The sequence below is a fragment of the Roseibium sp. genome, assembly GCF_965276855.1.
Lineage (GTDB): Bacteria > Pseudomonadota > Alphaproteobacteria > Rhizobiales > Stappiaceae > Roseibium.
The window spans coordinates 2,121,503-2,142,870 of record NZ_OZ255700.1 but is presented as its reverse complement, the minus strand read 5'-3'; the positions used below and the strand labels follow the sequence as shown (position 1 = coordinate 2,142,870).

Here is a 21,368-nt window from a genome sequence, read left to right as displayed (position 1 = left end):
TTTGTAGCTGTTGAAACGAAGACTTGTAAAGCGAGCCTGGTTCCTGCTCTGGTCGCGGTATCGGATTTAGATGGCGTGACCTAAAGTACAGTGTACAGGGACAGCACTCTGTTCTTTTCTATGAACCAACGATTTTGGAAAAAAATCGGCTTTGGAGGACCACAATGGACATATCGGGCAGTCAGGTGATTGCAGCATCGCGGGATGCTGTCTGGGCCGCACTGAATGATGCGGAGATTTTGAAAGCCAGCATTCCCGGTTGTGAATCCCTCGAAAAAACATCCGACACCGAAATGACGGCAGCCGTGACCTCAAAGATTGGTCCGGTGAAAGCCAAGTTCAAAGGTGCGGTCACCCTTGAGAACATCAAAGCTCCGGAGAGCTATACGATTGTGGGTGAAGGCAAGGGCGGCGTCGCTGGGTTCGCGAAAGGCTCCGCAGACGTGAAGCTGACCGAAGTCGAAGGCGGCACGTTGCTGGAATACACCGCCAAAGCGCAAGTTGGCGGCAAGCTGGCGCAGCTAGGCAGCCGGTTGATCGACTCCACTGCAAAGAAAATGGCGGAAGACTTTTTCGCGAAGTTCTCTGAAGCCGTTGCCGGTCCTGCACCCGCAGCAGAAGAAACCACCGAAACGGTTGCAGAGGCGTCTGCTGGAAACGCGCAGGAACTGGACCCCGGCGTTGCAGAAGAAGCCAAGCGGCTTGCCGTTGAAGACACCCCTTCCGGGGTCGTTCATGCGCTGGAAGAAGCTGAACACGCCGTGGAAGACCAGCTGCACAAGGCGGAAGAAAACATTGAAGCGGCGGCCGGTCGCGGTGCCTTTGGCGGCCCTATGGTTTGGGGGTTGATTGCCTTGGCAGGGCTCATCGTTGTGTTGGCATTGGCCAGCTGAATTTGACTGCCGCCTTTTTGGCGGCAGTTGACGTTTGGTCCGGTGTTTTGGAAAGTCTCTGGATGGAGGATCTGGGACTGAACATTGGAGCGGGACCGGACAAGCCGAACAACCGGCGCTAAGCCGGAGGAAATTGGATCAGAAGACCCTTTGGACGCGGGTGTTCCGATCTGGAAGTATCTGAGGGAGGAGAATTCATGGCAAAAGTGTCGATGGTGCTGAACGGCAAGTCCGTTTCGGCAGATGTGGAGGACCGCACGCTTCTGGTCGGGTTCATCCGGGATGTGCGCGGTTTGACCGGAACCCACGTGGGCTGCGATACCTCGCAGTGCGGAGCTTGTGTGGTGCATGTAAACGGCAAGGCCGTGAAATCCTGCACCATGCTGGCAGCTCAGGCCGATGGTGCCGAGGTTGTGACCCTTGAAGGCGTTGGCAGTGCGGACAATCTTCATCCGGTCCAGGCAGCTTTCCGTGAGCATCACGGTTTGCAATGCGGCTTCTGTACGCCTGGGATGATCATGAGCGCGATCGACATGATCAACCGCCATGGTGCTGGCAATCTGGATGAAAAAACTATCCGCCACGAGCTGGAAGGCAACATCTGCCGCTGCACCGGTTATCAGAACATCGTCAAGGCGATCAAATCCGCTTCTGACCAAATGGCCGGAATGGCCCAGGCCGCCGAGTAACACCAGTTACTCGCAGCAATCTCGCATGCACTGCGGTGCATGGGACGGATACACGGCCTGACTGTCCGTGTGCTGCCGGGAGGAACGGTGCAGCACAGATGGTAGAGGCCAAAGCCACACAGTTTTAGGGAGAGAGTGATGGCAGTAGAAGGGATTGGCGCCCGCGCCCTGCGCAAAGAAGACAAGCGTTTTATCACCGGCAAGGGCAAGTACACCGATGACATGACCATGCCGGGCATGGGCTATGCCGCCTTTGTGCGGTCACCGCACGCACATGCGAAAGTAACGGGTATTGATGCCGAGGCCGCTTTGGCGATGCCGGGTGTTGATGCCGTTCTGACCGGCGATCAGCTGGTTGGCGACGGGATTGGCAACCTGATCTGCGGCTGGATGATCCATTCCAAGGATGGCACACCGATGAAAATGGGCGGCTGGCGCGCCCTTGAGCCGGAAATCGTCCGTCATGTCGGTCAGGCTGTTGCTGTTGTTATCGCCGATACTCAAGCCCAGGCACGCGATGCTGCGGATGCGGTTGTTGTCGATTACGAGGAGCTCGACGCCGTCGTCGATCCGCTCGATGCCTTGAAAGACGGCGCGCCGCAGCTCCACCCGGAAGCCGAAGGTAACCTGATTTTCGATTGGGAAATTGGCGACGAGGCTGCAACGAACGAAGCCTTTGAAAAGGCCGCTCACGTCACCAAGATGGAGATCCACAACAACCGTCTGGTGCCGAACCCGATGGAGCCGCGCGCGGCGCTTGCCGGATATGATGATGCCGAAGAGCACTACACGCTCTACACCACATCACAGAACCCGCATGTCGCCCGTTTGGTGCTGTCCGCGTTTTACGCCGTTGCGCCGGAACACAAACTCCGGGTGATCGCGCCGGATGTCGGAGGAGGCTTCGGGTCCAAGATCTATATCTACCCGGAAGAAATGGTCTGCCTGTGGGCGTCCAAGCGCGTGGGGCGCCCGGTCAAGTGGGTCTCGGATCGCACCGAGGCGTTCCTGACCGATGCGCATGGCCGTGATCACCGCTCCGAGGCGGAACTGGCGCTCGATGCCGACAACAAGATCCTTGGCTTCCGCGTTAAAACGGTTGCGAACATTGGCGCGTACATGTCGCTGTTCTCGTCGTCCGTACCGACGTATCTCTACGCAACGCTGCTGTCGGGCCAGTACGACATTCCGGCAATCCACGCCAACGTGAAGGCGGTTTATACCAACACGACCCCGGTTGATGCCTATCGCGGCGCCGGACGTCCGGAAGCAACCTATCTGGTTGAGCGCATGATGGAAACGGCGGCACGTGAGGTCGGATTGTCTCCGGCGGAGTTCCGCCGGAAGAACTTCATCCGGGCCTTCCCGCATCAGACTCCGGTGATCATGTGCTACGACGCCGGCGACTATGATGCGACGCTGGATGCGGCCTTGAAGGCAGCAGACTATGACGGCTTTGCTGCACGCAAGGCGGAAGCCGCGTCCCGTGGCAAGCTGCGCGGCATTGGCCTCAGCTGCTACATTGAAGCTTGCGGCATTGCGCCGTCTGCAGCGGTCGGATCACTCGGTGCTGGTGTCGGTCTTTGGGAATCGGCTGAAGTCCGGGTCAATCCGGTCGGCACCATTGAGGTTCTGACTGGCTCGCACAGCCACGGTCAGGGGCACGAAACCACTTTTGCCCAGCTGATCAGTGAGCGATTTGGCCTCGACACCGATTCGGTTTCCATAGTCCACGGCGACACCGACAAGGTGCAGTTCGGCATGGGCACCTATGGGTCCCGCTCCGGAGCCGTGGGCATGTCCGCGATCGTCAAGGCGCTCGACAAGGTCGAATCCAAGGCCAAGAAGATCGCAGCGCACCTGATGGAAGCAGCCGAAGGTGACATCCAGATCGAGGGCGGCGAGCTGAAAGTGGCTGGCACCGACAAGAAGCTGACCTTCACCGAGGTCGCGCTTGCGGCTTATACCGCGCACAACCTGCCGGAGGGCATGGAGCCGGGCCTGAAGGAAGGGGCATTCTACGACCCGACCAACTTCACTTTCCCGGCAGGAACGTATGTCTGTGAGGTCGAGATCGATCCGGAAACCGGAAAGACGGAAATCGTCAACTTCACGGCTGCGGATGACTTCGGCAAGATCATCAATCCGATGATTGTTGAAGGGCAGGTCCATGGCGGCATCACGCAAGGCATTGGCCAGGCGCTGCTTGAAAACGCGGCCTATGACGAAGGCGGCCAGCTTTTGACGGCATCCTACATGGACTACACCATGCCGCGCGCGGACGACGTTCCGTCCTACCAGCTCTCCACCCATGTCACGGAGTGCCCGGGCAATCCGCTCGGCATGAAGGGCTGTGGCGAGGCGGGCGCGATAGGCTCTCCGCCGGCAGTGATCAACGCGATCACGGATGCACTCGGCTCCAATGACCTGACCATGCCGGCAACACCGGAGCGGGTCTGGGCGCTGGCGCAGTCCGGCATGAAGCAGGCAGCCGAATAAGGCCGTTGGCGAACATCATTCCGGGCGGTTCGCGCCGCCCGCCTAATCGAGAAGTTATTTTGGGGAGACCCTGAAATGTATGAAACAACCTATCACCGGGCCGGTTCTGCTGCCGAAGCCGCCGACCTGCTTGCAAAAGCTGACGACGGCAAGATCCTGGGCGGCGGCCAAACCCTGCTGCCAACCATGAAGCAGCGCCTCGCGGCGCCATCCGATCTTGTGGATGTGACCCAGATCGCCGAAATGAAGGGCATCTGCGCTGACGGCGACGGTGTCGCCATCGGCGCGGCGACCACCCATGCGGAAGTCGCGTCCAACGACATCGTCAAATCCAAACTGCCGGGCCTTGCGTCTCTGGCAGGCGGCATTGGTGACCCGGCGGTCCGTCACATGGGTACGATCGGCGGTTCCATCGCCAACAACGATCCGGCCGCTGACTATCCGTCCGCGCTTGTGGCGCTGGGCGCGACTGTTGTCACCAACAAGCGGGAACTTTCCGCAGAAGACTTCTTCACCGGGATGTTCGAGACCGCTCTGGACGAAGACGAAGTGGTTCAGTCCGTGAAGTTCCCGGGCGCCCAGAAGAGCGCATATGCCAAATACCCGAACCCGGCATCCCGTTATGCCATGGCCGGTGTGTTCGTGGCACAGGGCTCAGATGGGGCCGTCAAGGTTGCCGTTACTGGAGCAGGACAAGATGGCGTTTTCCGTATGAACGACATGGAAGCCGCTCTTGGCAGCAACTGGTCGGCGGACGCGGTTTCCGGTATTGTGCCGAATGCGGATGATCTCTTGTCCGACCTGCATGGTTCGGCGGCTTACCGCGCCAATCTGGTCACGGTCATGGCAAAACGGGCTGTGGCTGCGGCTGGGTAATAACTGGCTTTCAGCCATTGGGTATGTGCTGTCCCGGCCGTGAGCAGGGACCTGACCGAACCTGAACCCCGGCGCGCGGCCGGGGAAACAACAGGTGAAGCCAAAAGTCCCGAACCCCTCTCCCCCCAATCGGAGAGGGGTTTTCTTTTGCGCAGTTCACCGGACTTGAGAACGACCTCAGACTTTTGCAATACAAGTGGGACACCAGCGAAACGGATCCCATGACCAAAGTTCTTTGCATCGCGCTCAATCCCACCATCGATGTTTCCTGTGATGCAGAGCGGGTGCAGTCCATGCACAAGACGCGAACCACCAATCAGCGGCAGGACCCGGGCGGTGGCGGTGTCAACGTTGCGCGGGTGATTTTCGAACTCGGTGGAAATCCGGAACTGACCTATCTTTCGGGCGGCGCAACGGGAATTCTGCTAGATGCTTTTTTAGCTGAAACCGGAATTGCCCTGCACAGTTTTCCTATTTCGAATCCGGTCCGGATGGCGTTTGCGGTGCACGAGGAAACCTCGGGGATTGAATACCGGTTTGTACCGGAAGGACCGGAGGTGGCCAGCAGCGAGCTCCAGCCGATCATTGATCTCCTTGGTGAAACCGATGCGGACTATGTGGTGGCCAGCGGATCCTTGCCGCGCGGTGTCCCGGAAGACACCTATGCGAAGATGATTGATCCAGTCGTCCAACGCGGGGGACGGTTTGTGATCGATACGTCCGGCGCTGCCTTGAAGGCTGCGCTGGATCATGGAAACGTCTTTTTGTTCAAACCAAGTTTGGGCGAACTTCAAAAGCTTGCAGGCCGGCCGCTTGATGAAGACGGCGTGCGGAATTTCGCGAAAGAACTGGTCGACAAAGGCGCCGCAGAAAACGTCACAGTCACGCTGGGCACAAAAGGCGCGCTTCTTGTCAACAAGGATACTGTTTTGCGGGTGCCGGCCCGGCATGTTGCAGCAAAGTCAGCCGTTGGTGCGGGCGACAGTTTTGTTGGCGCGCTGGTCTGGTCGTTGAAGGAAGGACACCCGATGGAGGAGGCCTTCCGGCTGGGGGTGGCGGCTGGCGCTGCAACGGCATTGACCTCCGGCACTGAACTCTGCCGCCGGACGGACGTCCTTTCGCTTTATGAAGCGGAGAAGGCCGAGCGCCTCTAACTCATTGGAGAGCCAGGCCCTGAGAGCCCAGACAGGCCTGCCAAACGGGCGAGCAGAACAGCAACGTTCTTGACTTCGAATTTCTTCAGAAGCCGGGCGCGTACATCTTCGACAGTGCGTGGCGAAAGGCCAAGGTCGCGGGCGATTTCCTTGCTCGTCTTGCCCTGAGACAACAACAGGACAACTTCCCGCTCCCGTTTGGTGAGCTGTGGGCCGCTGTCCTTTGTTTCTATCAAGGCAAAACTCAGAACGGTCCGCGCAAGTGGATCTTCAGGTTTCAGCGTCCGCGCGCGGAACCGGCACCAGATCCGGTTTCCGTCGGCACACCGCATCAGCCGCTCATCCGAATACGGTAAGGACTGTCGCAAGGGTCCCAGTCCGATGTCTCGAACCTGATGAAACTCGTGATCCGTTCCGTAGAGCAGCCGAAAGCTCTGGCCGATCAGATCTTCCTTCTCATATCCGAACATCTGCGCAAATGTGTCGTTGCAGGTACGGATAACCCGATGTTCGGTCAGAACAAGACCCATCGGGGCATGGTCGTAGGCTATTTGGTCGAGCTCAAGCATAAGTCACCGTGATTGTACGGTGTAGGAACCGTAGGTAGTTCGTAGCATAGTTTATCGCTGAGTTGCCAACAATGAGCTTGCTACGATGTGTGCGATTTTCACCGGATTGTCCCAGGCATGACCGAAAGCAGGCCACAGTGGGCGGATGCATTGGAGTGCGCGATCCCTATGACCGCGGGCAAACAGGCCAGACCTCTCATCAGAGGCGGCATGTATGATCAAAAGCATGTTGACCGGACCGGCAAACTCAAAAATTGTGTAGGCTATGGACCTGGCACTCTGGGGTTGGCGCTAATGCCGGACGACGATGCCGGAGTAATTGATACGCTTGTTTCAGTGAAGGCGGTCGCGCGTTCGTTGGTCGAGCTGCTGGTAAAGCTGCACTAAGCGGGACGGCAAAAGGGGAGTAGCTATGCGTTTGGGAAAAGTTGGAACAGGCCTGATCAGTGCCTTGGCATTGTCTGCCAGCATGGGGTTGGCCCATGCAAAGAGCGATATCACGGTGGCCATGCAGCTGGAACCACCGCACCTGGACCCGACCAGTGCGGCTGCCGGCGCTATTGATTCGGTCCTTTATTCAAATGTTTTTGAAGGACTGACCCGCTTCGGACCGGACGGATCCATTTTGCCCGGCCTCGCAGAGAGCTGGGAGATTTCCGAAGACGGCAAGACCTACACTTTCAAATTGCAGTCCGGCGTCAAGTTCCACGATGGCACCGATATGACGGCCGAAGACGTGAAATTCAGTCTGGACCGCGCGCGATCTGATGACAGTCAGAATGCGCAAAAAGCGTTGTTCACCGGCATTGAATCCGTTGAAGTTGTCGACCCGCAGACCGTGGCGGTCACGCTCTCAGCGCCAAATGGCAATCTGTTGTTTAACTTGGCCTGGGGTGATGCGGTGATCGTTGCTCCGGAATCCATTGAAAACATCAAAACCAACCCGATCGGCACGGGCGCATTCAGGTTCTCGAATTGGGTTCAGGGTGACCGGATCGATCTTGAGAAAAACGCTGACTATTGGGGCACGCCAGCCAAACTGGACAATGTAACCTTCAAGTTCATTTCCGATCCGACCGCAGCTTTCGCCGCTGTGATGGCGGAAGACGTCAATGCCTTTGTTGGTTTTCCTGCACCTGAAAACCTTCCGCAATTCGAGGCTGATCCGCGGTTTCAGGTGTTGGTTGGATCGACCGAAGGCGAGACGATCTTGTCGACCAACAACAAGCTGCCGCCGCTTGACAACGTTAAGGTACGCGAGGCGATCGCGCATGCCATCGACCGTCAGGCAATTATTGATGGTGCCATGTTCGGCTATGGCACGCCAATCGGCACACACTTTGCCCCGCACAATCCGGACTATGTCGATCTGACCGCCAACAGCGCCTACGACCCGGAACTCTCCAAAAAGCTGCTGGCGGAAGCGGGCTACCCGGACGGATTTACGACGACCCTGAAACTTCCGCCGCCCTCCTATGCCCGCCGGGGCGGGGAAATCATTGCCGCGCAGCTGCGCGCTGTCGGCATTGAAACCGAGATCTCCAATCTGGAATGGGCGCAGTGGCTGGAACAAGTGTTCCGTGGCAAGGACTATGGTCTGACAATCGTCAGTCACGTAGAACCGATGGATATCGGCATCTATGCTCGCCCGGATTATTATTTCCAGTACGACAATCCCGAGTTCCAGAAGCTCTTTGACAACCTCACCGCCGAAAACGATCCGGAAAAGCGGTCCGAGCTTTTGAAACAGGCTCAGGAAATGCTGTCTAAGGACTATGTGAACGGCTATCTGTTCCAGCTTGCCTTCCCGACGGTGGCAAATGCGAAGATACAGGGCCTTTGGGTCAACCAGCCAACCCCTGCGGCAGATATGACGGCTGTCTATTGGGAGGAGTGATCTCGACTCGACCTTAACTCCTCAAGCGTTTCAACCCACCGGAACGCGGGGTTAAGCGTCACCTTGAGGGGGCTTGGCACAGAGAAACCCGTGCCACGCTTCCTCAAGGTGAGCCTTCAGTCTCTTGGTTTTGCGAAGAGATTGAAATCAGATGACATAGCGCCGGCTCGGCGTTCCAAGCCGAAGTTAACGCCATGGCAAGGGCGGCCTTTGCCGGTTGCCGAACAAAAAGTCCATGCTCCATTATTTTCTAAAACGTCTGTTGTCTTTGAGCTTGAGCCTGGTCGCCGCGTCGATTGTGATTTTTCTGGCGCTCGAAGTCGTGCCGGGCGATCCGGCAGCTTACATGCTCGGCCTCAATGCGCAGGAAGATACGCTCCAGGCGCTCCGCGAAGAACTGGGACTGACGGGCTCTATCTTTCAACGGTACCTGTCCTGGGCTGGCGGGCTGCTGGTTGGAGACTTCGGTGTTTCCTATACCTACCGGACGCCTGTGTCGGAGATGATCGGTGACCGGCTGTGGGTCTCTTTGCCGCTGGCGCTTTATGCTCTGACGATTAGTACACTGATTGCGTTTCCGGCTGGTATCTGGGCGGCTTCCCGCAGAGGCTCGGCAGCTGATGCGTCTGTCATGGGCGTCACCCAGCTTGGCGTCGCGATCCCGAACTTCTGGTTTGCCATGCTGATGGTGCTGGTCTTCGCGATCAATCTGCGTTGGTTTTCCGCAGGCGGCTTTCCCGGCTGGGACGCCGGGTTTTTCGCAGGCATGAAGGCTTTGACCCTTCCAGCGATCGCACTGGCACTGCCTCAGGCTAGCATCCTGACGCGTGTGATGCGGTCCAGTTTGCTGGACACGCTTGGGGAGGATTTTATCCGGACAGCACGCGCAAAGGGGCTGACAAAAGGGCAGGCGCTCTGGCGGCATGCTGTGCGCAACGCCTTGATTCCAGTGCTCACCATTCTCGGCTTGCAATTCTCCTTCCTGCTGGCCGGGGCGATCATCATAGAAAATGTCTTCTTTTTGCCGGGCCTCGGCCGTCTGGTGTTCCAGTCGATCAGCGCCCGCGATCTCATTGTCGTTGAAAGCGTGGTGATGCTTCTGGTGTTCGCGGTAATCGTCGTCAATTTCGCGGTCGACATGGCCTATGCCTGGGTTGATCCGCGCCTGCGGAGGCGCCGCTGATGAGTGTCCTTTTTCACAGCCGCACCCTGTTGCCGGGCCTGTTTTTGTCACTTGTGTTCGTTGCTGCTGCGCTGATCAGCCTTGTCTGGGTGCCGTATGACACGACCGTCTTGAACATCGCCAACCGGATGAAACTGCCAAGTTGGGAGCATTGGCTGGGCACGGATCAGTTTGGCCGGGACATCTTGAGCATGATCATGGTCGGTGCCCGCACGTCCATTGCCGTCGCGCTGGTCGCGGTTGGTATCGGCATGTCTGTCGGCGTGCCTCTTGGTCTGGCCGCCGCCGCGCGCAAAGGCGGCTGGTTGGATGAAGTCATCATGCGCGCAAACGATCTGGTGTTTGCCTTCCCGAGCCTTTTGATTGCGGTGATGATCACCGCGGTTTTCGGGGCATCCGCACTTAACGCCATCATTGCGATCGGTATCTTCAACATTCCGGTCTTTGCCCGGTTGACGCGTGGCGCGGCGCTGTCCTTGTGGAACAGGGACTACATTCTGGCGGCCCGTGTTGCAGGCAAAGGACCAGGCCGGATATCAATCGAACACATCCTGCCGAACGTTGCCAACTTGCTGATCGTGCAAGGCACGATCCAGTTTTCCCTCGGCATTCTGGCCGAAGCGGGCTTGAGTTATGTTGGTCTCGGCGCTCAGCCGCCAACGGCGAGCTGGGGGCGGATGCTCGCCGACAGCCAGACGATGATCTCACTGGCCCCGCATCTAGCGCTGTTTCCAGGCCTTGCGATCCTGTTGACCGTGCTCGGTCTCAACCTGATGGGCGATGGCCTTCGGGATATTCTCGATCCGAAACTGCGGAGGGCGCGCGTATGAGCCTTCTGAATATCCAAAACCTCTCCTTGTCCATCCACGGGATCCCGGTTCTCAAAGATGTTTCCATGCAGGTTGCGCCGGGCCGGATCCTGGGCGTGATTGGGGAAAGCGGCTCCGGCAAGTCCATGTCGGCTTTCAGCGTCATGCAACTTTTGCCAAATGGCACTTCCTGCTCCGGCAAGATCTCGCTCGCCGGGCAAGATGTTTTAACCCTCAGGGAGCCGGACCTCTGCCGCATTCGCGGGCGGGACGTCGGCATGGTGTTTCAGGAGCCCATGACCGCGCTCAACCCGCTGCAAACCATCGGGGCACAGGTGGCTGAGACCATTCTAGTGCACGAAAACGTTTCAAAATCCGAGGCGATGGTCCGGGCCGCCGAAGCGCTGCGCCGGGCAGAACTTCCCCAGGATAAGTTTCCTTTGAGCCGTTATCCGCATGAACTCTCTGGAGGCCAAAGGCAGCGCGTGGTGATCGCGATGGCGATTGCCCTGCGGCCAAAGCTCTTAATCGCGGATGAGCCGACGACTGCGCTGGACGTCACCACCCAAGCTCAGATTCTGGAGCTTTTGAAAAAGCTTGTGTCGGAAGATAGCATGGGTCTGATGCTGATCAGCCATGATCTGGCGGTCGTTGCAGACCTTGCCGATGATCTGGTGATCATGAAGAACGGTGAAGTGGTTGAAGCAGGGCCTGCAGACATGCTCTTCCGCACCATGCAGCACCCCTATTCCAAGGCTTTGCTTGCCGCCTCAAGTCATGTGCCGGACCGGGAGGGGCTCGTACAGGAGAAACCACTTCTGAAGGTTAAGAATGTTGTCCGGGATTATGTCACACACACCCACGGCTGGTGGGGCAAGACCGCCCACTTCCGGGCGGTGAACACTGTCAGCTTTGAAATCAAAAAGGGCGAAAGCCTTGGTCTTGTCGGGGAATCCGGCTGCGGAAAATCAACTCTGACACGCGCCATCCTCGGCCTTGAAGAAGTCCAGGGCGGCGAGATCCTGTTCGATGGCCAACCGGTCTTCACTCATCACCACGCCAACCTTGCGGTCCGCCGCAGAATGCAGGTGGTGTTTCAGGATCCATACGGCAGCTTCAATCCACGCTGGAAGGTTGAACGTCTGATCACCGAGCCATTTCATTTGTTGGACAACCCACCGAAGGGGGCGGAGCGGGACCGGGCAATTGCCGAGGCACTGGAGAGCGTCGGCCTCACCGCTGAGGACCGGCACAAATATATCCACGAGTTCAGTGGTGGCCAGCGGCAACGGATCGCAATTGCCCGGGCGCTCATCATCAAGCCGGATCTGATTATTCTGGATGAAGCGGTGTCCGCGCTCGATGTTTCCGTCCGCGAGCAGGTTCTGGATTTGCTGGCGGATTTGAGTGACCGGCTCGATCTCACCTATCTGTTTATCAGCCATGACCTGTCCGTGGTCCGCTCGATCACCGATCGGGTGCTGGTCATGAAATCTGGCGAGATCGTTGAGGAAGGTCCGACCGGGGCCGTCTTCGACGCGCCCAAACACGATTACACAAAACAATTGGTCGCCGCCGCGCCGGTTTTGCCGGCCGATATCACCGCGGCCTGAGGAGGAACGATGCGCAAGGAGTTGGATCTCTGGTTCGATCCGGCCAAGTGCCTGATCAACGGTGAATGGACCGCGCCTTCAGGCGGCGGCACGCTGCCGATTTTCGATCCCTCAACGGGGGAAGAGATCGGTGCAATTGCCCGGGGTACATCGGAGGACATTGACGCCGCCGTTGCAGCCGCCGAAGCCGCCCGCCAAGGCGTTTGGGGCAAAACGACAGCGGTCGAACGTGGACGGATCCTCTTCAAGCTCCGCGAGCTGGTTCTTGAGAAGGTCGAAGATCTGGCGCGTATCGAGGCGATTGATGTCGGCAAGCCCCTCAAACAGGCCCGCGCTGACGCGATCGCCCTTGCCCGGTATCTGGAATTCTATGGTGGCGCCGCAGACAAGCTCCACGGCGAGACCATTCCCTATCTCGACGGCTACACGGTTTACACCCTGCGCGAACCGCACGGCGTTACCGGTCATATCGTTCCGTGGAACTATCCGATGCAGATCATCGGCCGGTCCATTGGCGCGGCGCTTGCGACTGGCAACGCCTGTATCTTGAAGCCTGCGGAAGACGCCTGCCTGACCGCCCTTGCCCTTGCCGACCTTGCCAAGGCAGCGGGTTTGCCGGACGGGGTGTTGAACGTCGTGCCGGGGCTTGGGTCGGAGGCGGGCGCAGCGCTTTCGTCCCATCCGGGCATTCATCATGTCAGCTTTACCGGTTCCGTTGCGACCGGCGTGCAGATTCAAACCGCAGCTGCCAAAAACGTCATTCCGGTCACCCTGGAGCTTGGCGGAAAATCACCGCAGCTTGTGTTTGATGACGCCGACCTCGACGCGGCCCTGCCGTTCCTAGTGAATGCCGGGATTCAGAACGCGGGTCAGACCTGTTCGGCCTCCTCCCGAATTCTGGTTCAGCGCGGGCTTTATGATCAGGTCGTTGAACGCATGGCAGGCCGGTACGGCGATCTGAAGGTGGGACCAGCGCTCTCCGATCTGGATGTCGGACCGCTGATCTCGAAAAAGCAGCAGGGCATTGTCTCGACCTTCATCGACCGGGGCGCGGATCTGGAAAAAGCCGCTGAAGGCGTCTTGCAGGATGCGCCAGAGGGCGGCAGCTACGTAACCCCGACGCTCTTTGCCGGGGTCAAACCGGATCATGTTCTGGGGCGCGATGAGATTTTCGGCCCCGTTCAGGTGATCATCCCCTTTGATGATGAGGACGAAGCGGTCACGATTTCCAACGGCACGGACTATGGCCTCGTTGCCAGCATTTGGAGCCGGGACGGCGCCCGGCAAATGCGGCTTGCCAAGAAGATCCGTTCTGGTCAGGTCTTCATCAACAATTATGGCGCGGGCGGCGGCGTGGAACTTCCTTTCGGCGGCATGGGCAAGTCCGGGCATGGCCGGGAAAAGGGCTTTGAAGCCCTATATGGCTTCACCACACTGAAAACGGTCGCCGCCTATCATGGCTGATCTTCAAAACGATAAATGATTTAAGGGAGTTGGACCCATGAGATTGCAGGGCAAAACAGCGATTGTTACTGGCGGTGCGTCCGGCTTTGGGGCCGGCATCGTGCGGAAATTCGCGACTGAGGGCGCCAAAGTTCTGATTGCGGATCTCAATCTCGATCTGGCTAAAGAAGTCGCCGCGGATGTTGGTGGCTTTGCCACAAAAGCCGATGTGGCCAGCAACGACAGCGTGGTGGAGCTTGCTGAAACTGCGGCCTCCCAGCTCGGCGGTGTCGACATTCTGGTCAACAACGCCGGGATCACCCATCTGCCGAAGCCGATGCAGGATGTGACCGAGGACGAATTCGACCGTGTGATGGCGGTCAACTGCAAGTCCGTTTACCTGATGGCGAAGCACTTCGTTCCCGGAATGATCGAACGTGGCTCCGGCGCGATCCTGAATGTTGCCTCCACGGCCGGTCTCAGCCCGCGCCCGAACCTCAACTGGTACAATGCTTCCAAGGGCTGGATGATCACCGCAACGAAGACGATGGCCGTCGAACTGGCACCGAAGGGCGTGCGCGTTAACGCGCTTTGCCCGGTTGCCGGCGAAACCCCGCTCCTGAAAAGCTTCATGGGAGAGGACACGCCTGAAATGCGGGCAAAATTCCTCTCCACAATTCCGATTGGACGCTTCTCCACTCCCGAAGATCTCGGCAACGCGGCCTGCTATCTCTGCTCGGACGAAGCCTCGATGATTACCGGCGTTGCCATGGAAGTTGATGGTGGGCGGTGTATTTGAGGGGAGAGGCTTCGTTTTCGGTTCGGATAAATGCGTTATCGCTGCTTAGAAAAGCTTCATAGTTTCATAAACAAGGTAGATCGAAAATAAATTCTGCTTACCCGATTCCGTTTTTTAACAGATTGCGTTATATACGTCTTTAACGATAGGGGATTAGCGATGCGCGTTTACGGTGCAAATCAGGTTGCTGATTTCTTTTTGGCTAGATCCAATCCAGAGTTTGGCGACCTCCTTTCAAACTTAAAGCTTCAAAAACTCTGCTACTACGCAGCAGGCATAATCGCTGCTGTCCGCAATAATGATGATTGTCCTTTGTTCAATGATAGCATTGAGGCTTGGCAACACGGTCCCGTTGTCCCAACTCAATATCACCGGTTTTCCGAATTTCGGGCAGAAAATATTCCGCCACTAGAGAGTTTCGACTTCGGACAATTCGAAGAGCGGGATCAGAGTGTGCTTGACGATGTTTATAATTTTTATGGTCAGTATTCTGCGTGGAAGTTGCGTAACATGACGCATGAAGAGCGTCCATGGATAGAGGCCTACGACAGAGTCGACAAAACCATTAGTGCTGCTGAATTGCGGAATTACTTTTCACAAGAGATTACGGATGAGTATATAGAATCCTATCATGCGTAATCGGCGTGATCACAAAAAACCTTTCAAAAAAGAAAAGATTGGCGCTGGCGCAAAGGAAAACCCAGACACCCAACCGCCGCTGTTTTCTTTTGAGAAAATGGCGCTCAATACAGGGTACAGTGTTGATTGTTGTGACACTGACAATCAAGCAGCATTATCGAAGCGTCTTTTCAAACTTTCTCAGATGAAGTGGCGCGACATTCGTCAAGCACCTCGACATGGTCTTGGGACAGAGACAAAGCAAGAACATCGTTGTCAGCTCCCCTTCCTTCTTCAGTCACGGAAGATACTACAATTATTGCGCTAAGGTATAATGGACACCGTCCGATGATCGGATATCGCGAAGGCAGGGTCTTTTATGTCCTCTTGGTTGATCATGACTTTACAGCGTACAACCACGGTTAGTTATGGCCATTCCGTGTCGCTATTTGGTCGGCCATCTTTTTCATAAATTCCGGTGTTTATAGGGCCTCGAGTCATATGCATTTTTTGCAGAGAAGTGGATAGCCTGGATTGGTTCATTTGGAGAACTCTTTCTTGGCCAATGGCAAGTTGGCCGCGGTTAGGATTTCGTTCACCATTGGTTCTTTGGCGCGGAGATCAAAGCCAGAGTTTGTGTGATTGCCTCTACCTTCAAAAATAGAAACCCACCACAATTCCTCTATTCAGCGCATGCTGCGCCGCGATATATTTTAAATATAAAATTTCATACTTGAAATATCTGAAAATCGAGCGCAGGATCAGTCCCAGACGTTTTGGCTAAGATCAGATCCGGGGAGAATGAACGTGCGCATCGTGTGTCTTGGAGGCGGGCCGGCCGGTCTTTACTTCGCCATTTCGATGAAGCTGCGGGACAGCTCTCACGAGATCGCCGTGATTGAGCGCAACAAGGCGGACGACACCTTCGGCTGGGGCGTGGTTCTGTCCGATGAAACCCTCGACAATCTGGCTGCCAACGATCCGGTCAGCGCGGAAACAATCCGCGCGAATTTCGCCTATTGGGATGACATCGCGCTGTTGGTCGGCCAGGAAAAACAGCTGTCCAGCGGCCACGGCTTCTGCGGCATCGGCCGCAAGAAACTCTTGCTCTTGCTGCAGGAGCGCGCCCGTGAACTCGGCGTGGAATTGAAATTCGAAACCGAAGTCGGCAGCGCCGAAGATTACCGCAAGGACTACGATCTGGTCGTTGCTGCCGATGGTCTGAATTCCAGGACCCGCACGCTTTACGCTGACACGTTCAAGCCGGACATCGATGTGCGCAAATGCCACTTCGTCTGGCTCGGCACCCATCAGACCTTCTCCGACGCCTTCACGTTTATTTTTGAAAAGACTGAATACGGCTGGGTTTGGGCGCATGCCTACCAGTTCGACGATGATACGGCGACTTTCATTGTCGAATGCATGCCGGAAACTTTCGAAGCCTTTGGTTTCGCTGATATGAGCCAGCAGGAAAGCATCAAGACCTGCGAAGAGATCTTCAAGAATCACCTCGGCGGTCACAGCCTGATGACCAACGCCAACCACATTCGCGGTTCCGCCTGGATCCAGTTCCCGCGGGTGCTGTGTGAGAAATGGTCTCACGAGAACGTTGTCCTGATGGGCGATGCGGCCGCGACGGCGCATTTCTCGATCGGGTCCGGCTCCAAGCTGGCCTTGGAATCAGCCATCTCGCTGGCGGATCTGCTGCACAGCGAGCCGGACCTTGCCTCGGCCTTTGCGATCTATGAGGATCAGCGCCGCCTGGAAGTCTTGCGCCTGCAGTCTGCTGCGCGCAATTCACTGGAGTGGTTCGAAAATGTCGAGCGCTACCTCCATCTCGATCCGGTCCAGCTGAACTATTCGCTGCTCACCCGGTCCCAGCGGATCAGTCATGAGAACCTGCGCGAGCGGGATCCGAAATGGCTCGCAAGCGCTGAAAGCTGGTTCATGGGCGAGGCCCGCAAGGACGCCGGTCTGCCGGTCGCAGACAATGAAAACACGCCGGCGCGCGCGCCGATGTTTGCGCCATTCAAGCTGCGCGGCATGGAGCTGAAAAGCCGGATCGTCGTTTCGCCGATGGCGCAGTACAAGGCCGTGGAGGGTTGCCCGACCGATTGGCACCTGACCCACTATGGGGAACGGGCCAAAGGCGGCGCCGGGCTCGTCTATGTGGAAATGACCTGTGTCAGCCCGGAAGGCCGCATCACGCCTGGGTGCCCGGGCCTTTATGCGTCGGAGCACGAGACCGCCTGGCGGCGCCTCACCGACTTTGTGCATGGAAACACGGACGCAAAGATTGCCTGCCAGATCGGTCATTCCGGCCGCAAGGGCTCGACCAATCTCGGCTGGGAAGGCATGGATTTGCCGCTTGAAGACGGCAACTGGGATCTGGTGTCTGCGTCCGCGATCCCCTGGTCGTCGCGCAATGCGACCCCGCGCGAAATCACCCGCGCGGAAATGGACCAGATCCGTGATCAGTTTGTTGCTTCGGCAGAAATGGCGAACCGCGCCGGTTTCGACATGATCGAACTGCACGCAGCCCACGGCTATCTGTTGTCGTCCTTCATTTCGCCGGTCTCGAATGTTCGCACCGATGGCTATGGCGGGAACCTTGAAAACCGGATGCGCTATCCGCTGGAAGTCCTGAAAGCCATGCGCGCTGTTTGGCCCGAAGAAAGACCGATGTCGGTCCGCATATCCGCCAACGACTGGGTTGGCGAAGACGGTGTCACGCCGGATGAGGCAATCCAGATCGCGCGCATGTTCTCTGACGCAGGGGCCGATCTGATCGATGTTTCTGCCGGTCAAACGACTGTTGATGCCAAGCCGGTCTACGGCCGCATGTTCCAGACGCCATTCTCTGACCGAATCCGGAATGAGGCGGGCCTGACCACCATGGCCGTCGGCAACATTTTCGAGGCCGATCACGCCAATTCGATCCTGATGGCAGGCCGCGCGGATCTCGTCGCCGTTGGCCGTCCGCATCTGACCGATCCGTACTGGACGCTGCATGAAGGCGCCAAGATCGGCGACCGCGCGGCACCTGATTGGCCGCTGCCGTATCTCGCTGGCCGCGATCAATTGTGGCGGCTTGCAGACAAGAACGCCGAAACGGTGGGCAAGGTATGACGCTTACCGGCAAACATGTGGTCGTGACGGGCGGCGGGTCCGGGGCAGGCGCAGAAATCGCGCATGCCTTTGAGACGGCTGGCGCCAAAGTCACCATCATGGGCCGGAATGTGGAAAAGCTCGCCGCGCAGAAACTGCCTTATCAGGTATGTGATGTCTCGGACCCGGCTGCGATCAAACTTGCCTTCGAGGCTGCCCGTCAGGAACAAGGTCCGATTTCAGTCGTTGTCGCCAATGCGGGCGCAACGGAAAGCGTGCCGTTTGCCAAGATGTCGCCCGAGGCCTTCAACGCCAATTTGTCGGTCAATTTGACCGGCGTTGCATTCTCCTTCCAGGCTGCGTTGGACGATATGAAGCATGCCGGTTGGGGCCGGATGATCGCAATCGCCTCAACGGCGGGTCTCAAGGGCTATCCTTATGTGTCCGGTTATTGCGCCGCCAAGCACGGCGTTGTCGGTCTGACCCGGTCGCTTTCTGTCGAGTTGGCGCGCACCGGGATCACCGTCAATGCGATCTGCCCCGGCTTTCTCGAAACGCCCATGCTGGAGCGTTCCATTGAAAACATCATGGAAAAGACCGGAATGGACCACGAGGTGGCCGCTGGAACGCTGCGCAAGATCAATCCGCAGAACCGCTTCGTCCAGCCGCGCGAAGTTGCCGAAACGGCGCTTTGGCTGTGCTCCGATGGAGCGGCCAGCGTTAACGGACACGCGCTCAGTCTTTCGGGAGGCGAGATCTGATGGCTGCGCACGACACCTCCCCAGAGCCAATCTCCAAATCCCGGCTGCGTCTCTGGCTTCGCTTGCTCAAGGCAACATCTGGAATTGAAACCGAACTTCGCCGGCGTTTGCGCGATGAATGCGACACCACGCTGCCGCGGTTTGATGTCCTGTCGGCCCTATCGCGCTATCCAGACGGGCTGAAAATGAGCGAGATTTCCGCCTTTTTGAAAGTCTCCAACGGCAATGTCACCGGCATCGTTGAGCGTCTGGTCGAAGACGGTCATGCGGTCCGCATGGCGGTTCCGGGAGACAAACGCGCCAACCGGGTCAAGCTGACGTCCGAAGGGCACGCGGTTTTCGCAGATCTGGCCGCCAAGCACGAGGGCTGGATCGATGAGCTGATGGGCGGTCTCGACCGCAGTGCCATTGCAGCTTGCAACGAGATTTTTGAACAATTTGGATCTTCCGGCGAGCCGGAGACAGCACTGAAAAAGGCAGGCCGCCCATGACCGACGCCCCGAAACACTTCAATCTGTCCGTCGACGGCGGCATCGCGCGGGTCTCGCTCAACCGGCCGGAGCGGAAAAACCCGCTGACCTTTGATAGCTATGCCGAGCTGCGCGACTGGTTCCGGGATCTGGTCTATCGCGACGACATTCATGCTGTGGTGTTCCTGCCGAATGGCGGCAATTTCTCCTCTGGCGGCGATGTCCATGACATCATCGGCCCGCTGACAAAGATGTCGATGAAGGAACTGCTTGCCTTCACGCGGATGACGGGGGATCTGGTCAAGGCGATCGTCAATTGCGGCAAGCCGGTTATTGCCGCTATCGATGGGGTGTGTGTTGGCGCCGGGGCGATCATCGCCATGGCTTCAGACCTGCGCTTTGCGACGCCAGAAGCCAAGACAGCTTTCCTGTTCACCCGTGTAGGCCTTGCAGGCTGTGACATGGGCGCCTGCGCGATCCTGCCCCGGATCATCGGCCAGGGCCGGGCGGCGGAGCTGCTCTACACAGGCCGCTCCATGAGCGCAGAGGAAGGGGAACGCTGGGGCTTCTTCAATCGTCTCGTCTCTGCAGATACGTTGGAAAGCGAAGCTGCCGCCTTTGCCGAACGGATTGTGGCCGGGCCGAATTTTGCGCACATGATGACCAAGACCATGCTGGCTCAGGAATGGTCCATGTCCATCGAACAGGCAATTGAAGCCGAAGCCCAGGCGCAGGCGATCTGCATGCAGACCGGTGATTTCGAGCGGGCCTACAACGCTTTCGTCAACAAGGAAAAACCGGTGTTCGAGGGCAACTGATGGCAGACAAGAGTTTTCTCTCCTGGCCGTTTTTCCAAGACCGGCATCGCAAACTGGCCGAAGACCTTGAGGCCTTTGCCAAAGGGCTTCACGTCGATCACTCTGACACCGACCAGGCGTGCCGGTCCCTCGTCAAGGCAATGGGGGCCGCCGGGTGGCTTCAGCCGACAGCCTCCGAGGACGGTGCACCGCTGGATGTCCGTACCCTGTGCCTCTCCCGTGAAATTCTTGCGCGTCATGACGGGCTGGCCGATTTTGCCCTAGCCATGCAAGGTCTTGGCACTGGGGCCCTGTCGCTTTTTGGAACCGCAGAGCAAAAAGCTGCCTGGTTGCCGAAAACACGGGCCGGCGAGGCAATTTCGGCGTTTGCTCTCACCGAACCGCAATCCGGTTCCGATGTCGCCAACTCGACCATGACCGCGACGGATGATGGCGACAGTTACGTTCTGAATGGCGAAAAGACCTGGATTTCCAACGGGGGCATTGCCGATGTCTATACGCTTTTTGCCCGCACCGGCGAAGCGCCCGGCGCCAAGGGATTGTCGGCCTTTGTCGTAACACCGGATCTTCCAGGATTTGAAGTTGCCGAACGTCTGGACACGATTGCCCCGCATCCGCTGGCAACATTGCGTTTAACCGATTGCCGGGTCAAAAAGTCCGACCTGATTGGCAATCCGGGCGATGGTTTCAAGATCGCGATGTCTGTGCTCGACATCTTCCGTTCCACAGTCGCTGCCGCCGCGCTGGGCTTTGCCCGCCGGGCGCTGGACGAGGCGCTTGACCGGGTAACAGCACGCCAGATCCAGGGCGCACCGCTCGCCGATCTTCAGATGGTGCAAGGGCATATCGCGGATATGGCGTTGGATGTGGATGCAGCGGCATTGCTGATTTACAGAGCGGCCTGGGCCAAGGACAGCGGCGCGCCGCGCGTCACCCGGGAAGCGGCGATGGCCAAGCTTTTCGCGACCGAACAAGCGCAGCAAGTGATCGACAAAGCCGTTCAGCTGCATGGCGGTGACGGCGTGCGCTCCGGTGAGACCGTTGAAAAGCTCTATCGCGAAATTCGGGCCTTGCGCATTTATGAAGGCGCAACGGACGTCCAGAAAATCGTCATTGCACGCCAGACACTTGGCGCTTTTGCCGCCGACAGCGCCAATCAGGGAGGATAG

The 21,368-nt window shown here is 57.9% G+C and carries 20 protein-coding genes; 19 read left to right on the top strand and 1 reads right to left on the bottom strand.

The features are described from left to right. The first annotated feature begins 164 nt into the window (after positions 1-164). From ACQY4Z_RS09800 to ACQY4Z_RS09780, 5 genes are all read left to right on the top strand, one after another. Positions 165-893: an SRPBCC family protein gene (locus ACQY4Z_RS09800; RefSeq protein ID WP_428528803.1), complete on the top strand. Its 729-nt coding sequence runs from the start codon at positions 165-167 to the stop codon at positions 891-893. A gap of 197 nt (positions 894-1,090) precedes the next feature. After that, positions 1,091-1,582: a (2Fe-2S)-binding protein gene (locus ACQY4Z_RS09795; protein ID WP_133945589.1), complete on the top strand. Its 492-nt coding sequence runs from the start codon at positions 1,091-1,093 to the stop codon at positions 1,580-1,582. A 138-nt stretch (positions 1,583-1,720) separates the two neighbouring features. Continuing rightward, the gene (locus tag ACQY4Z_RS09790) at positions 1,721-4,081 is read left to right on the top strand and encodes a xanthine dehydrogenase family protein molybdopterin-binding subunit (protein WP_428528801.1); all 2,361 of its coding nucleotides are present in this window, start codon (positions 1,721-1,723) and stop codon (positions 4,079-4,081) included. Positions 4,082-4,156: 75 nt separating this feature from the next. Further along, positions 4,157-4,957, top strand: a complete 801-nt coding sequence (locus ACQY4Z_RS09785; RefSeq protein ID WP_428528799.1) for an FAD binding domain-containing protein — start codon at positions 4,157-4,159, stop codon at positions 4,955-4,957. A 221-nt stretch (positions 4,958-5,178) separates the two neighbouring features. Further along, positions 5,179-6,111: a 1-phosphofructokinase family hexose kinase gene (locus ACQY4Z_RS09780; RefSeq protein WP_428528797.1), complete on the top strand. Its 933-nt coding sequence runs from the start codon at positions 5,179-5,181 to the stop codon at positions 6,109-6,111. Here ACQY4Z_RS09780 and ACQY4Z_RS09775 read toward each other — a convergent pair. Continuing rightward, complete coding sequence (locus tag ACQY4Z_RS09775; protein ID WP_428528795.1) at positions 6,108-6,680, bottom strand: LuxR C-terminal-related transcriptional regulator; 573 nt, start codon at positions 6,678-6,680, stop codon at positions 6,108-6,110. The two genes, ACQY4Z_RS09780 and ACQY4Z_RS09775, sit on opposite strands and share 4 nt — an antisense overlap. Before the next feature lie 210 nt (positions 6,681-6,890). Here ACQY4Z_RS09775 and ACQY4Z_RS09770 point away from each other — a divergent pair, with 210 nt between their 5' ends. The 14 genes from ACQY4Z_RS09770 (at position 6,891) to ACQY4Z_RS09705 (ending at position 21,368) form a co-directional block, all read left to right on the top strand. Continuing rightward, complete coding sequence (locus ACQY4Z_RS09770; RefSeq protein WP_428528794.1) at positions 6,891-7,067, top strand: hypothetical protein; 177 nt, start codon at positions 6,891-6,893, stop codon at positions 7,065-7,067. Positions 7,068-7,092: 25 nt separating this feature from the next. Continuing rightward, complete coding sequence (locus ACQY4Z_RS09765; RefSeq protein ID WP_428528792.1) at positions 7,093-8,577, top strand: ABC transporter substrate-binding protein; 1,485 nt, start codon at positions 7,093-7,095, stop codon at positions 8,575-8,577. A 235-nt stretch (positions 8,578-8,812) separates the two neighbouring features. Then, the gene (locus tag ACQY4Z_RS09760; RefSeq protein ID WP_428528790.1) at positions 8,813-9,760 is read left to right on the top strand and encodes an ABC transporter permease; all 948 of its coding nucleotides are present in this window, start codon (positions 8,813-8,815) and stop codon (positions 9,758-9,760) included. Next, positions 9,760-10,590, top strand: coding sequence for an ABC transporter permease (locus ACQY4Z_RS09755; RefSeq protein ID WP_409686173.1), 831 nt, complete (start codon positions 9,760-9,762; stop codon positions 10,588-10,590). Before ACQY4Z_RS09760 ends, ACQY4Z_RS09755 begins: the two co-directional genes overlap by 1 nt. Beyond that, entirely contained in the window at positions 10,587-12,182 is a 1,596-nt protein-coding gene (locus ACQY4Z_RS09750; protein ID WP_428528788.1) for an ABC transporter ATP-binding protein, read from the top strand. Before ACQY4Z_RS09755 ends, ACQY4Z_RS09750 begins: the two co-directional genes overlap by 4 nt. A 9-nt stretch (positions 12,183-12,191) precedes the next feature. Further along, on the top strand, positions 12,192-13,646 hold the full coding sequence (locus ACQY4Z_RS09745; protein ID WP_428528786.1) for an aldehyde dehydrogenase family protein: 1,455 nt from the start codon (positions 12,192-12,194) through the stop codon (positions 13,644-13,646). A gap of 37 nt (positions 13,647-13,683) precedes the next feature. Further along, complete coding sequence (locus ACQY4Z_RS09740; RefSeq protein ID WP_428528784.1) at positions 13,684-14,424, top strand: SDR family oxidoreductase; 741 nt, start codon at positions 13,684-13,686, stop codon at positions 14,422-14,424. A 159-nt stretch (positions 14,425-14,583) separates the two neighbouring features. Next, complete coding sequence (locus ACQY4Z_RS09735) at positions 14,584-15,063, top strand: Panacea domain-containing protein (protein WP_428528782.1); 480 nt, start codon at positions 14,584-14,586, stop codon at positions 15,061-15,063. Next, positions 15,056-15,370: a hypothetical protein gene (locus tag ACQY4Z_RS09730; protein ID WP_428528780.1), complete on the top strand. Its 315-nt coding sequence runs from the start codon at positions 15,056-15,058 to the stop codon at positions 15,368-15,370. The genes ACQY4Z_RS09735 and ACQY4Z_RS09730 overlap by 8 nt, the downstream gene beginning before the upstream one ends. Positions 15,371-15,849: 479 nt before the next feature. Next, positions 15,850-18,171 (top strand): bifunctional salicylyl-CoA 5-hydroxylase/oxidoreductase, encoded by a 2,322-nt coding sequence (locus ACQY4Z_RS09725; protein ID WP_428528778.1) that lies wholly within the window; start codon positions 15,850-15,852, stop codon positions 18,169-18,171. Next, complete coding sequence (locus tag ACQY4Z_RS09720) at positions 18,168-18,911, top strand: SDR family NAD(P)-dependent oxidoreductase (protein ID WP_428528776.1); 744 nt, start codon at positions 18,168-18,170, stop codon at positions 18,909-18,911. The genes ACQY4Z_RS09725 and ACQY4Z_RS09720 overlap by 4 nt, the downstream gene beginning before the upstream one ends. Further along, entirely contained in the window at positions 18,911-19,402 is a 492-nt protein-coding gene (locus tag ACQY4Z_RS09715) for a MarR family winged helix-turn-helix transcriptional regulator (protein ID WP_428528774.1), read from the top strand. Before ACQY4Z_RS09720 ends, ACQY4Z_RS09715 begins: the two co-directional genes overlap by 1 nt. Next, on the top strand, positions 19,399-20,199 hold the full coding sequence (locus ACQY4Z_RS09710; RefSeq protein ID WP_428528772.1) for an enoyl-CoA hydratase family protein: 801 nt from the start codon (positions 19,399-19,401) through the stop codon (positions 20,197-20,199). The genes ACQY4Z_RS09715 and ACQY4Z_RS09710 overlap by 4 nt, the downstream gene beginning before the upstream one ends. Continuing rightward, positions 20,199-21,368 carry an acyl-CoA dehydrogenase family protein gene (locus ACQY4Z_RS09705; RefSeq protein ID WP_428528770.1) on the top strand — a complete coding sequence of 390 codons (1,170 nt, stop codon included), beginning with the start codon at positions 20,199-20,201 and terminating at the stop codon, positions 21,366-21,368. The genes ACQY4Z_RS09710 and ACQY4Z_RS09705 overlap by 1 nt, the downstream gene beginning before the upstream one ends.